The sequence below is a fragment of the Nocardia sp. CA-136227 genome (genome assembly GCF_050955695.1).
GTDB lineage: Bacteria > Actinomycetota > Actinomycetes > Mycobacteriales > Mycobacteriaceae > Nocardia.
Window position 1 is genome coordinate 399669 of record NZ_CP192081.1, and the last position, 12657, is coordinate 412325.

At 66.6% G+C, this 12657-nt stretch carries 17 protein-coding genes and 1 tRNA gene; 12 read left to right on the forward strand and 6 right to left on the reverse strand.

All coding sequences use genetic code 11. The features are described 5' to 3' along the window. Positions 1–70 precede the first annotated feature (70 nt). Positions 71–538 (forward strand): cupin domain-containing protein, encoded by a 468-nt coding sequence (locus ACQP06_RS01790; protein WP_433670016.1) that lies wholly within the window; start codon positions 71–73, stop codon positions 536–538. A 258-nt stretch (positions 539–796) separates the two neighbouring features. Here ACQP06_RS01790 and ACQP06_RS01795 read toward each other — a convergent pair whose 3' ends face one another. The 3 genes from ACQP06_RS01795 to ACQP06_RS01805 all read right to left on the reverse strand — a co-directional run bounded on the left by ACQP06_RS01795 (position 797) and on the right by ACQP06_RS01805 (position 3241). Continuing rightward, entirely contained in the window at positions 797–1264 is a 468-nt protein-coding gene (locus ACQP06_RS01795; protein WP_433592534.1) for a hypothetical protein, read from the reverse strand. A gap of 526 nt (positions 1265–1790) precedes the next feature. Next, entirely contained in the window at positions 1791–2465 is a 675-nt protein-coding gene (locus tag ACQP06_RS01800) for a YdcF family protein (protein ID WP_433592535.1), read from the reverse strand. Positions 2466–2476: 11 nt separating this feature from the next. Next, entirely contained in the window at positions 2477–3241 is a 765-nt protein-coding gene (locus tag ACQP06_RS01805) for a GntR family transcriptional regulator (RefSeq protein ID WP_433592536.1), read from the reverse strand. A gap of 199 nt (positions 3242–3440) precedes the next feature. Between ACQP06_RS01805 and ACQP06_RS01810 the strand changes: the two genes are divergently transcribed. From ACQP06_RS01810 to ACQP06_RS01860, 11 genes are read left to right on the forward strand one after another with little or no spacing between them, the layout of a single operon-like run. Further along, positions 3441–3902 carry a hypothetical protein gene (locus ACQP06_RS01810; protein ID WP_433592537.1) on the forward strand — a complete coding sequence of 154 codons (462 nt, stop codon included), beginning with the start codon at positions 3441–3443 and terminating at the stop codon, positions 3900–3902. Between the two features lie 14 nt (positions 3903–3916). Continuing rightward, positions 3917–4168: a hypothetical protein gene (locus tag ACQP06_RS01815; protein ID WP_433592538.1), complete on the forward strand. Its 252-nt coding sequence runs from the start codon at positions 3917–3919 to the stop codon at positions 4166–4168. Continuing rightward, the gene (locus ACQP06_RS01820; protein ID WP_433592539.1) at positions 4168–4470 is read left to right on the forward strand and encodes a hypothetical protein; all 303 of its coding nucleotides are present in this window, start codon (positions 4168–4170) and stop codon (positions 4468–4470) included. The genes ACQP06_RS01815 and ACQP06_RS01820 overlap by 1 nt, the downstream gene beginning before the upstream one ends. 3 nt (positions 4471–4473) lie before the next feature. Beyond that, entirely contained in the window at positions 4474–5736 is a 1263-nt protein-coding gene (locus tag ACQP06_RS01825) for an FtsK/SpoIIIE domain-containing protein (protein WP_433592540.1), read from the forward strand. Further along, positions 5733–5921 (forward strand): hypothetical protein, encoded by a 189-nt coding sequence (locus tag ACQP06_RS01830; RefSeq protein WP_433592541.1) that lies wholly within the window; start codon positions 5733–5735, stop codon positions 5919–5921. The genes ACQP06_RS01825 and ACQP06_RS01830 overlap by 4 nt, the downstream gene beginning before the upstream one ends. Then, positions 5918–6220: a hypothetical protein gene (locus tag ACQP06_RS01835; protein WP_433592542.1), complete on the forward strand. Its 303-nt coding sequence runs from the start codon at positions 5918–5920 to the stop codon at positions 6218–6220. Before ACQP06_RS01830 ends, ACQP06_RS01835 begins: the two co-directional genes overlap by 4 nt. Next, positions 6217–6423 (forward strand): hypothetical protein, encoded by a 207-nt coding sequence (locus ACQP06_RS01840; protein ID WP_433670018.1) that lies wholly within the window; start codon positions 6217–6219, stop codon positions 6421–6423. The genes ACQP06_RS01835 and ACQP06_RS01840 overlap by 4 nt, the downstream gene beginning before the upstream one ends. After that, positions 6420–7040: a hypothetical protein gene (locus ACQP06_RS01845; RefSeq protein WP_433670020.1), complete on the forward strand. Its 621-nt coding sequence runs from the start codon at positions 6420–6422 to the stop codon at positions 7038–7040. The genes ACQP06_RS01840 and ACQP06_RS01845 overlap by 4 nt, the downstream gene beginning before the upstream one ends. Beyond that, positions 7037–8713, forward strand: a complete 1677-nt coding sequence (locus tag ACQP06_RS01850) for a replication initiator (RefSeq protein ID WP_433670021.1) — start codon at positions 7037–7039, stop codon at positions 8711–8713. The genes ACQP06_RS01845 and ACQP06_RS01850 overlap by 4 nt, the downstream gene beginning before the upstream one ends. Positions 8714–8726: 13 nt before the next feature. Then, positions 8727–8951, forward strand: a complete 225-nt coding sequence (locus ACQP06_RS01855) for a helix-turn-helix domain-containing protein (protein WP_433592546.1) — start codon at positions 8727–8729, stop codon at positions 8949–8951. 4 nt (positions 8952–8955) lie between these two features. Beyond that, positions 8956–10191 (forward strand): tyrosine-type recombinase/integrase, encoded by a 1236-nt coding sequence (locus ACQP06_RS01860; protein ID WP_433592547.1) that lies wholly within the window; start codon positions 8956–8958, stop codon positions 10189–10191. A 117-nt stretch (positions 10192–10308) separates the two neighbouring features. Here the strand turns inward: ACQP06_RS01860 and ACQP06_RS01865 are convergent. The 3 genes from ACQP06_RS01865 to ACQP06_RS01875 all read right to left on the reverse strand — a co-directional run bounded on the left by ACQP06_RS01865 (position 10309) and on the right by ACQP06_RS01875 (position 12586). Next, positions 10309–10382 (reverse strand) — tRNA-Pro (locus tag ACQP06_RS01865). A 56-nt stretch (positions 10383–10438) separates the two neighbouring features. Further along, on the reverse strand, positions 10439–11203 hold the full coding sequence (locus ACQP06_RS01870) for a hypothetical protein (protein ID WP_433670022.1): 765 nt from the start codon (positions 11201–11203) through the stop codon (positions 10439–10441). A gap of 351 nt (positions 11204–11554) precedes the next feature. Beyond that, positions 11555–12586: a hypothetical protein gene (locus ACQP06_RS01875; RefSeq protein ID WP_433670023.1), complete on the reverse strand. Its 1032-nt coding sequence runs from the start codon at positions 12584–12586 to the stop codon at positions 11555–11557. Positions 12587–12657: the final 71 nt, after the last annotated feature.

The window sequence follows — 12657 nt, forward strand, 5'->3', positions numbered from 1 at the left end:
TCCCTTCCGGCCTACAATCGAAACGGATCCGGATTCCGGTTCCGGTTCTCTTGAGTCGAAGGGTACCACCATGTCCCACAATCGATTTCTGCTACTCGACGTCGGCGCGGTTCGGCCGGGCCGCGTGCCCCTGCCGCCCGCGTTCGCCGTGAAGGCCACTACCGCCGATACCGAAGGCCGCTTCTCACTCCTGGAAGTCACCCTCGCGCACGACATCCCCCGCCACACCCATCATGTGGCCGACGAATGCATCTACGTGCTGGACGGCACGCTCGAAGTGGAATTCGACGACCGGGTCGAGCACGCCACCGCCGGGATGTTCGTCCTACTCCCACATGGCATTCCGCACGCGCTGCGCCGCGGCTCCGCCCTCCCGCCGCGGCTCATCCAGATCTCGTCACCGGGCGGCTGGGAGTGCTATCTGGAGGATCTGATCGAGGCGGGGCCGACCGTGTTCACCGCGGGCGCCCTCGACCCGGCCAAGATCAACCCCATTGCCGCCGGGCATCGCATCCGGTACGAGGAACCCGCGGTGTGACCGGACCCGATCGCGGGTCCACGGTCTGACCTCGGGAAACACAAAACCCCCGGCTCTGGAAAGAGCCGGGGGCCGAGTTGTGTCTCAACCACACAGTCGGGGTGACAGGATTTGAACCTGCGACCTCTTCGTCCCGAACGCTGTTCGGGACCTGCGGCGCGGCTCGGGTAGTGCCGCTGAGCAGCGGCATAGTGCCTGTGCATCCCATCCCGTCCGCTTGTGTCCCAAGCGGTTTGCTGCCTTCCTGCTGCCTGCTTGTCAGCTGATGCTGAATGGGCCGTGGTTCTTCACCCACCAGTTCGCCAGGAGGTCATGGTGTTCCACAACGAGGGCGCAGGCGTGTTTGACCATCTTCGCCCGCCCCTTGGGGATGGCGTTCATCAGTTCGCCTGTCTGGAGATTGATTCGCAGGTCGATGGACGGATCCGTGGTAAAGGTGATGTGCGCATGCGGTGGCTGGTGATCACGGGTATGCACGGTGAGGGTGACTCCTCCCTGGAGGCGAATTCCCTCCGCAGTCAGTGCCGTGACGAACCCGTCCGCGTCGTACGCGACAGGACCTTCGCCGTCCATCTCGTGCATCGCGATCGCGTGTAGCCGCGCAAACACATGCTCAGCGGTGAGGTATCCGGCCGCTTCGGCCTCCGCCCACACCCTGCGAGACCCGATCATGATCGGTTTGTCGTCCGTTTGGCTCCAATACGGATTGTCAGGATGTCGGCTCATCGCACCTTCCAGTTGCAGGTAAGGGCGGCAACGTACCAGCCACGTCCCTGACGACGCACCCCATTTTCGGCGGCGCGCTGCCTACGTCACGACATGCGGACTGCCCGCGCCAGATGTGCTTAGGCGACGAGGTTGGCCCTGGGGTGGTCGGGTGTGCGCCGCCGGGCGGGCAGGTACCCACCTGCCCCATAGGGCCTGCCCTTCTCGCGTAGAGGCTCCGGGGTCAAGGGTGGCCGTAGGCCATCGGCGTGCCGACGCGACGAAGGAGCGCCCTTGAAGCTGGAGGGGCGCGGGAACACAATGCAGGCCCGACCACCCCGGGGCCACGCATCCGGAGGATGCGGAATTCCTAAAAGCGATGGCGGGTGGCGCGACGCTCCGACGTTCCCCGTCCGCGAGGGACGAGCGGGCGGGCCGCACGGCGACGTGCGGCGCGTCGCCGGCGCGCGCCAGCGCGCCCTTGATCCTGTATAGCCAAATTCGGCAAGGACTTTGGTATGTGAGGGGCGGGCCGACGCGCGGATTCTCAGCGCGAGTCTTCTGTGAGAAGGCGACGAGTGAATCCGGCGGCCACGAGGCGCTCGTAGGCTTCCCGGACATCGTCTGGAACGTCTTGTGCGATGGCCCAGCCCTTCGAGGGGTAAACCCAAATCCGTTGTGTATCACCGACGAGCATGTTCACCACACGGTCTACGTCGCCGATGCTGGCGACATAGTCGTCCAGGGCGAGGGGAAGCGATCCGCAGATGACATCGACCTCGGGCCAGCGCATTCGGCAGATGGCGTAGCTCCGGCGCTGCTGGTACGGGCGGGAAATCAGCATGACCGACTTCGTGGATTCGAGACGGTCATGCTCCTTCAGGAGGTCCCGGGTGAAGTCGATATTGTCGCCGGTATTCGTAGCTGCTGGCTCGATGAGGATGGCATCGCTCGGCACCCCACGTTCGATGGCGTGCTCTCGGAAGTGGATGGCTTCGCCTCGGGGAAAGCGGTCCACGGTGGTCGGTGCGTTCGCGCCCGTGAACACGATGAGCGGAAACATGCCCGCGCGGTAGAGATCGGCGGCGTAGGTGGCAACTCCGATGTCATGACCTCCGAGTCCGATACCGACATCGACCGGACGCGGGTCATGGTGCATCTGGTTGAAACCCCAGAGGGTTTCGACCTCCGAGCGGTATTCCGCGGGCAGGGTTGCTGGCATGGGCGTTTCCTCTACTCGGGCAGCTTGAAGTCGTAGGTCCACGAGAATCGGGATGCCGCATGGACGCCACGCGCAAACTCAATCAGGACATCGTTCGCGGTATAGGTACGACGCGTAAGAATCATGACCGGTTCGCCGGCAGGGAGTTCGAGGGTCTCGGTTTCTTCCGGGGTCGGCATCCGGGCGAAGATCGTTTCTGACATGTGGTCGGGCTCGTACCCCTGCAAAGTGAGGACTGAGAACCCGCCACCCGGGCCGGCCGGGCCGGGAGTCGGGTCCACCAGTGGTGTGCCTTCGACCATTTCCGGAAGGTAGTAGCTGGCGAGGGTATGAGTTGGCCGACCGGCGTCACGGACGATGCGAGCGCGCTCGTAGACTCGCGAATCAGCTTCTAGCCCAAAGGCTTCCGCGACTTCGGAATCTGCTTCGAGCAGACTAACCGTCTGAGTCTGATCGGTCCGCTGCCACGGTCTTCCGGACGCTTCGCGGTCAGCGATGAAGGCGACCGTATCGCCGTACTTCCACTTCTTCTTCGAGTACCGCTCGGCCCCGAGCCTCCGCATCGGAGGGCGCTCCCGTACCACGGTCCCGCGGCGGCGGATCGGGGTCACCAGCCCCTCGGCTTCAAGCTGATTGACCGCCTGGCGAACCGTCTTGATGTTGACGCCGTAACGCTCCGCTAACTCCTCCTGTTTGGGAAGCGTTGCGCCAGGCAGGTATTCGCCCTTATTGATGGCTTCGCGCAGGTTGGCCGCAACTTCTCGGTATCCGCTCATGTCGTTCAGGTGCTCTCTCGTGGCAGGTCTGCGGAGTCGTCGGCATTAAGAGTAGCCATAATCCAGCAATTGAGGAATACGGCCAATTAGAACCAGCTCTATTGTTGCTCCGACGTGCCAGTGCTCCAATAGAGCTACCCCTATTGGAGCTATTGGCTCCGGGTTCGAAACCTCAACTAGTGCACAAGGAGTGGAGCCAATGGCTCTCAAGAACTACCGCTTTGGTCTTCCGTTTCGTACGCCGTTCGAGAACGGCTTGGTGCTGATCGGCACCATCGAGCGCAACACCGAGTACAAGCAGGGCGTCCCGGAGGAGAACCGTCGCCAGAAGGTGGACGACGTGACCGGGCTGAAGGAGTGGAAGGCCAAGGTCACCGACCCGACCGAGAAGAACGCCAAGCGCGCCTCGTTCGAGCTGATCTTCCTGGCGGACGTGCAGCCGGTTCCCTCGACGCAGGAGATCGTGCCCGGTACCGGGATGCGCATGATCGAGCTGGAGGGTCTGACCGCGGAGCCGAAGGTGATGGGGCAGGGCGAGTTCAAGTACCTCGGCTACACCTACCGCGCGACCGGGATCGTGGGCGACAACTCCGGCGCGAAGATGCCCCCGATGGACGTGCCGGCCTCCCGTTCGGCCCGTGGTGACAAGGCGGGTGCGTGATGGGCTACATGCGGATGAGTGCCCATTCCGCCTCGACGGTCCGCGAGGTGGAGTACCGCCCGCAGCAGGTGGTGGTCTACGGCAAGCAGAAGCAGTACACGGACACGGTGCTGCCCGCGATCTGGGTGCGGCTCACCGGTGACAGCGAATTGTCGCTGAGCATCGGCATCGACGAGGCCCGCGCCCTGTTCTACGGCCTTGGTGTCGCGTTGGTGGAACACGCTGTGGCCCAGTGCGATCCGCGTGGCGCTTGGGCGGTGGCGTGATGGGCTTCGCCGCGTACCGCCTCTACCTGTCGGCCATGGTGTCCCTCACGGGCGTCGCGATGGTCCCGGTCGCGCTCCTGCTGGCGTTCGGTCCGCGCCCCGACACTCTGGTTGTCGCTCCGGACTCCTCGCTGGTCTCCTCGGCCGCAGAGTGCGTGATGTTCTGCGACCAGCCCACGCTGGCCGCGCCGAGCAACACCGCGCCGGCCAAGAAGTCCGATTGCGCGTTCTTCTGCGACGAACCGCCGATGCCCTCGCATGACGAGATCTGCCGGCTGTTCTCCGGGCAGAAGGAGTGCTGAACGATGTTGTACACGGTTGGGGCGCTCCTGGTGGGTGCCCTCGCCGTACTCCTGCTCTTTCGGCGGACATCGCGGTCCGTCCCGTTCGAGCGGGAAGTTGCGGCGGCTCCGCTGGAGTTGCAGACCGCGGTGAAGCGGTTGGCGGACAACGGGTTCCGTCACCGCATACTCGCCGCTTTGAAGCTGGGTTCGCCCGAGAAGGGCTACCCGCGCCTGATCTGGTGGGACTACACCAATCAGGGTTTGGAAGCGCACCTGATGGTGTTGGGTGGTCAGTCCACCTCGGACTGGACCGGAAAGGACATCCTCGACGCGTGGGCCCACGCGCTGATGGTCCCGAAGGTCACCGCCTACACCCCTGAGCCCGGCCATATCCGCTTGCAGGTGAGGACATCCGATGCCCTCGCTGCCCCGGCAACGTTGCCGGCGGCGGTCCCCGATGACGTGGACCTGCGGGCGGTACCGGCCGGCCTCGGCGAAGACCTCAGCCCGTGGCTGGTGCCGATCCTCTACACACACCTGCTGATCGCCGGCGCGACCGGTTCAGGCAAGGGCGGCGTTGTCTGGGCCATCGTCAACGGCCTCGGCCCGGCCATCCGCTCGGGGCTGGTGGACCTGTGGTGCATCGACCCCAAGGGCGGGGTGGAGTTCGGGCCGGGTGAGGACTTGTTCGTCCGGTTCGCCTACTCCACGGCGGAGGACGCTCTCGCGCTGCTGCGGGAAGCGGTGGAGGTGATGCGGGAACGGCAGGCAGCGTTGCACGCCAAACGCATCCGCAAGCACGTCCCCACCCCGGCGGAACCGCTGATCGTGATCATCATCGACGAAGCAGCGTCGCTGTCGTCCTACGCGCCGCGCGAGATTCGCAACGAGTTCGAGGAGCTGCACGGCCTGCTGCTGTCCCAGGGGCGGGCGTTGGCGATCTCGGTCATCGGGTGCGTGCAGGACCCGTCCAAGGACACCATGCCGCAACGCCAGCTCTACCCGTACCGAGTCGGTCTGCGGCTCGACGAACCCGGCCAGGTCGGCATGATCTTCGGCGCTGGTGCCCGGGACCGCGGAGCGCGGTGCGACGAAATCCCAGACACCACGCCCGGTGTCGCCTACGTGGAACAGGACGGGTCCAGCCGGATCAGCCGGGTTCGCGCGTTCCTGGTCACGGACGACGACGTACCCGAACTCGTGGAACGGTACGCGCCGCGACCCCAACTGTTCGCAATCGACGGCGACACAGACGATTTCGACCCGGAAGGGGAAGCGGCATGAACGGGCAAGTACAGCTGCGGCTGTCCGGCGACCTCGGGGATATCACGATGGTCCTCGCGGAGCTGCTGGCCTCCAAGCAATTCCATCTCGCTGTGGACGAAACCCCGTACCCCAACCGCCGCCAGCCCGGCGTCCGGGTCTACGTGGACCTGACCGTCCCCGCTCCCAAGGAGGGTGGGCTATGAAATCCGGACTCGTCACCATCTCCCACGTCCTGGCCTACTGCACCGAGTGCGGCATCGGTTGGCACTGCGGAGCCGTGGACTGCGAGCGTGAAGCCTGCTGCCTGGGCGATTCCGACGATGCCGCTGCCGCGCGCCTGGACGCCGCCGGCTGGGAAGTCGACCTCACCGCGCACCAATTCCGCTGCCGCAACTGCGCCGTCTTCGGCACCTGCGACGCCTGCGGCCACGGCTTCGGCGGAGGCGGAGTCACCTGCGGCGACGTATGTGAGGCACTGCTGCGGGACCGGGATCAGTCATGACCACCCGAAAGAAGTCGGACACAGAGCCGAAAACCGCTGTGCGGAAAGCCAATCCGATCGTCAAGAAGGCTGCCGAGCAGGTCCAGGCGGCCAAGGCCCGCAAGGTCGCCCGCTGGGGCAAGGACTTCCGCGGCGACTGCTCCGGCCAGTTCGAACTGGACCTGTTCCCGCCCACCCCGAAACCCCGCAGGAGGCGGTCATGACCACCGCGACCACGAAGACCACTGACAATGAGTTGGACGTGCTCGACCTGATCGTCCTGGCCGTGCTCAACACCATCTGGCACACCGCGACCGGACTACTGGTCGGGGCGTGGTGGGCGATCCTGTTCCCGATGTTCTCGGTCCCGCTGGTGACGTCGCTGGCCGTGGGCTGGCGGCTCGGCTGGCCGGCTGGAGCGGCGTGGGCCGGGGTATCGGCCGCGGGGATCATGCTGTGGCGCTGGAAGTGTCCACAGATGTTCGAGCGGGCGGTGACCTGGCGGGCACGCTCCCGCTACCTGACCTGGTGGCGCTACCGCCGGCAGTGGCGAACCCGAATCGATGACTGCGGACTGACAGTCAGCTTCGGCACCGTGGTGGGCTACCCGGTCCTCCAGGAGATCTGGATCGACGACGTCACCGACTGCGCCCACGTGCGGATGCTGCCCGGCCAGAGCCCCACCGACTGGACCAGCCGCGTCGATCGCCTCGCCCTGGTCTTCGGTGCCCGCGAATGCCAGGCCCGCCTGGTCGGCCCCGGCCTCATGGAACTGGAGTTCTGGCACTGGGACCCGAAGGTCCCGATGCTCCTCGACGACGGCGAGGAGAAGGCAGCATGACCACGGCTGCCGACACCGGGGGCGGTTCCACCGAACAGGATGGGGCCGCCCCCGGCCTCTCCGATCATGAGTCCGCCGCCGCACGACGTGCCAGACCCTCCATGCGTGAGATCGCGATTGCCGCGGCCGACAACTTCGGCGTCTGCCGCCGACCCATCCCGATGCGGGTCGAGGAAGCGGACGGGCGCGAACGCTACATCGGCGCACCCTGCAAGAGCACCGTGGCCTCCGTCTGCCCAGCCTGCGCCCACCACGCTTGGTCCCTGCGATTCCAGCAGTGCCGCGAGGGCTGGCACGCCGAAACCGAACCCGTGGACGAGAAACGAGAACCAACTCGCGAGCAGACCGAAATGCTCAGTGACCGTGCGGATTTGGTGAGCGAATACCATGCGGCTCGCGATGATGGCGACGATGAAGCTGCGGCGGTTATCCGCGATATGGTGGCCGATCTCGATCGTGAACTCCGTGCTTCCGGTGCCCGCGGCTCGCTACCTGCCTTGGACGCCGCCCCGAAACCGCGGCGGGCTCGGTCGACTCGTCGGCGGCAGGATTCGCCGAATCTGCCGCGAATGAAGGTGGCGCGCACCACCATCGGCGGTGTCCACGCGGGCCGTCGCTACTCGATGTTCGTCACGCTCACCCTGCCCTCCTACGGCCCGGTTCGCTCCGATGGCGCGCCCTGGCACGCGGACGGGTACGACTACCGCGGCGCTGCCCGGGACATCGTGTTCTTCGCGATGCTGTTCGACCGCTGGATTCAGAATCTGCGGCGCGCGGTCGGCTACGACGTGCAGTACTTCGCCACCGTCGAACCCCAGCGCCGCGGCGCACCACACCTGCACATCGCCCTGCGCACCTCGATCCCGCGCAAGCTGCTTAAGCTCGTCACCGCCGCCACCTACCACCAGGTGTGGTGGCCGCACTTCGACCAGCCCGTCTACGACGGCGACCGCATGCCCGTCTGGGACTACCAGCACGCCACGTTCGTGGACCCGGACGACAGGACACCCCTGCCGGATTGGCAGCAGGCCCAGGACGTCCTGGACACGGTGGACGACCTGGAGCCGGCCCACGTGATCCGCTTCGGCGCACAGATCGACATCAAGGGCATTCCCGCCGGCAGCGAGGAATCCAACCGCCACATCGGCTACCTGACCAAGTACCTGGTGAAGTCCATCGGAGAAGTCCTGAACGCCGGCACCCGCCGCGCCGCCGATCACTACGACCGCCTGCACGCCGAACTCCAGACCGTCCCCTGCTCCCCGCAGTGCTCGGTGTGGCTGCGCTACGGCATCGTGCCCAAGGGCGCTACGGAGAAGACGGTCCCGGGCCACTGCAAGGGCAAGGCGCACCGCCGCGAGACCCTGGGCTTGCGCGGGCAACGGGTCCTGGTCTCGCGCCGATGGTCCGGCAAGACGCTCCCGGACCATCAGGCCGACCGCGCCGAATTCGTTCGGCAAGTCCTCGCTGCGGCTGGCATCGAGAAGACCGAAGGCCGGACGGTGAGCATCACCCCGGTCCGACCGGGCGACACTGCGGTTCCGCCTCGTGAGCACCTGATCATGGCCGCGATCTCGCAGCGGTCGGCGTACCGGGTCCAGTACCAGAACGCGCTGGAGTCACTCGGACCTCCTGAGGCGCATGACATTTCGGCAGTACCGACAGCGGCATAGGGAGGAGAACACAATGCAGCTGGTGAATGACGGTCGGCGGAGGCTTCGGAGAGCGGAGCCAGCGGCCTACACGGTGGACGAGGTGGCGGAGCTGCTGGGGGTGTCCCGCGGCAATGCCTATCAGGCGGTCCACGACGGGGTGATCCCCGCGAAGAGGGTCGGGCGTCGCTGGGTGATCTCGCGCAAGGCGTTCCACGAGTGGCTGGAATCGCCGGACAACCTACAGGAAGTGGTGTAGCGCAATGGGATTCATAGAGCGCACCGACTCCGGCAAGTGGAAAGCTTACTGGCGCGAACCGTCCGGGTCGCAACGGTCGAAGACGCTGCCGACGCAGAAGGAGGCCAAGGCGTTCCTCGCGCAGGTGGAACTCTCCAAGTCCACGGGTACCTACGTGTCCCCGCACGCGGGCCGCACGAAGTTCGGTGATCATGCCCGCGAGTGGATGACCGGATGGAACGCGGACCGCACCACGCAGGCCCGGGATACCTCGATCATGCGCACGCACGTGCTGCCGTACTGGGAGGACTGGAAGCTCGGCAAGATCGACCACCTGTCGGTGCAGAAGTGGGTGACCGGGCTATGCGAACAGCGCTCCCGCGCGACGGTGGCCGAGTGCAAGCGCCTGATGGCGGGCGTGATGGCCTCCGCGGTCAACAACCGGCTCATCGGCGTCAATCCAGCTGTGGGAGTTCGGATTCCGATGCGCCGCGTCCGGGACACCGATGAGCGGATCATCACGCAGGACGAGGTTCGGCAACTGCTGCTGCCGAAGGTGAGGCCCGAACGATACCGGGTGCTGATCGCCACCGCGGCCTTCACTGGACTGCGGTGGGGTGAAGCGGTCGGCCTCTGTCGGGACGCCGTGGACCTCGATGCCGCGGTCCTGCGCGTCGTGCGGACGGTGACGGAGGTCGCCGGTGCCACCGAGTTCAAGCCGTTCCCGAAATCCCGTGCGGGCCGGCGGACGGTGCCGCTCCCGAAATGGCTGGTCGTCGAACTGCGCGACTACATGCGGGAGTACCCAGCGGGCGAGCGCGGCCTGATCTTCTCGAACGAGGCCGGGGGTGCGTTGCGCCGCACCCTGTTCCGGTCGCGGGTATGGCGGCCGGCGCTGGTGCGGGCCGGGCTGCTCGGTGAGGTCTCGGAAGTGGACGGCAAGTTCGAGGCCGTCTGGATGGACGAGGACGGCGAGGTGTCCGCAGAGGTGTTCGGCAACTACGAGCAGGCAGTGAAGCAGGTCGCCCGGTACGAGCACGGTGGGCTCCGGTTCCACGATCTGCGCCACTCGTACGGCACCTGGCTCGCGGATGACGGAGTGGAGCCGCACAAGATCGCTCGCGTGATGGGCCACGAGAACATCACCACCACCATGCAGCTCTATGTCCGGCGTACCGATGATGCGGCAGCGATTCGAGGAGTGCTCGGCGATAGCGATGATGGTGAGGCGCACGACGGGGGCGAGGTGCTCGGCGGCTGATGCTGCCTTTTCGCTGCCTTCTCGGGTTCGCCGGATACTCATGGTGATCGTGAAACGAGGAAAGGCCCTGACCAGATGAACCGGTCAGGGCCTTTCAGCTGTGTCTCAACCAACACGTCGGGGTGACAGGATTTGAACCTGCGACCTCTTCGTCCCGAACGAAGCGCGCTACCAAGCTGCGCCACACCCCGTGAAGTGAACCTGCAGTAGCTTAGCGCACCCGTTGTCCAGGTGTTAAATCGGCTGGTCAGGGGGCTAAAGGAGGCGGAAAGTGGCGAAGATTCGGCGGGCCAGATCGGCCGAGACGGAGCGGTCCACGCCGGTGTCGGCGACTATGACCAGGACCAGGGAGCCGCTGGTGGGGCCGGCGCTCACGGCGTACGTGAAGACCGAGAACGTGGTAGCGCAGCCGGCGGGGGCGGTGAGGGTGCCGGTGGTCTCGACGAATGTGGAGGGTGTTGTCGCCGGAGTCCAGGGGTTGGGGGGTGCCCGCTTTCGACGAGGATTGGGTGGACCAGCCGATGCGGGCGGCGTGGGCGCCGATGTCGGTGGCCGCGGCGGTGGCGTCGGAGAGATCGGAGGTGGAGAGAAACATGTTGGTGCGCACATTGTTCGGGCAGTAGTCGACGCCCTCCTGGGCGAAACCGGCGGCGGGGATGTGGTCGGCGTCGGTGCCGTACTTGGCGGTGGAGAGGTCGACGGTCCAGTCCTGGGGGACGTCCCAGGCGGCCTTCAGGTCCTTGGGGACCACCACCTGGTAGCCGGGGATGCGTGGGGTCAGAGTGGAGGCCGGGGCGGTCGTGGAGGTGCGCGGGGCCGTGGTGGTCGGCTCGGCCGACGACGGTGGAGTGGTGGGATCCGGGGTGGAGCCGGAGTCGCGCACGACGAACACGATGGCGGCGATGGCGACGATCGCCACCACGACCGCGCCGATGGCCGCCAGCAGCCATAGGCGGCCACGATCACCGCGCGGGGGTGGATAGATGCCGGGCAGCGGCGAGTCGGATGCCACGGGGGCGAGGCCGGTGCCGTACGAATTCGCGACTGGTGGAACCGGATTCGGCCCCGAGGCGTAGGGATTGGGGCCGGACGCGTACGGGTTACGGCCGGACGCTTGGGGATTCGGTCCGGAGGCGTGCGGATTCGAACCGGAAACCTGGGGGCTCGGTCCGGATCGGTACGGGTTCGGTTCGGGGGCAGGGGGATTCGGGGTCGGGCGGTACGGCGGCACAGGCGGGGTGGCGGGGCGGTTGTGGACCGGGCCCTGCCACCAGTCGCCGCTGGATGCCGTTCGATCCGGGTCGTCGCCCTGGTCGTCGCGTTCTCCGCTCACCGCAGCCCCCTGTCCGACGAGTCGTGCCGCCTACTGGATCGGGCGGATGCTGGCGAGGATCTTCTTCGCCAAGGTCGCGTCCACCGCCTGCGCGACTCCGGTGTCCGCGGCGATCGTGAACACGAAAGCGCCGCTGTCGCCGGGAAACGCGAAGGTGTAGATCGAGTAGGTCGACGCACAACCCGCGGTCGACGGGATGGCCGTCCCCTTGGTCTCCAGGTAGACGCCCTGCAACTGTCCGTCCGAGGACTGGAACGACTCGGGTGCGCCGGGCGTGGTGCCGGTGGAGGTGGACCAGCCGATGCGGCCCAGGCGGGTTCCGATGTCGGTGGCGGCCTTGCCCGGATCGGTCTCGTCGGACTGAGTCAGGAAGACGTTGGTGCGCACGTTTTCCGGGCAGTAGTCGACGCCGTCCTGCGCCAGCCCGGCCACCGGAACGGAGTCCGTGCCCTTGCTGAACGAGTCCTGACCGGTGTGGTCCAGCTTCCAGCCCTGCGGAATGTCATAGGCCGCACCGTTGTTCGGGATCCTCACGACCTGATAGCCGGGAATCACCGCGCCGGGCGTACCGGTCGCCTTCGGGGCGGTGGTCTTGCCGGGCGTCGGCTTGCCCGAGGACGGCGGCTTGGCGGTGGTCGAGGTGAGCGCGCTGATCAGCGACGGCGTCGTATTCGACTTGGCCGACGGCGAATTCGAGCCCTTGTTCACCAGCGCGACCACCACCACGGCCGCGACGATCGCCACCACCAGCACGGCGAGCCCGCCGAACAACCACGCCTTGCTCTTACCGCCGCCAGGCGGCGGGGGATACGGCTGCTGACCGTAGCCGGGCGGCTGGGCGAACGCCTGCGTCGGCGGATACTGCGGCGGCGGCGCGTACTGCCCGGCGGGCATCGGCGTGGTCGGCTGATACCCCTGCTGCGGCCACGCCGGCGGCTGATTCGGCTGGGGCGCCGGATATCCCGGCTGTCCCCATCCCGGCTCCTGCGCGGGCGCGCCCTGCCACCAATTCGGATCGGGTTCCGAACCGGCCTCGTCGCGGTGGTTGTCTCCACTGGTCACGATGGCCCCCTGACTGACGACTACATACCGCGCTGTATATCGCGGCAGACGCTCAGGGCATATCGCCGCGG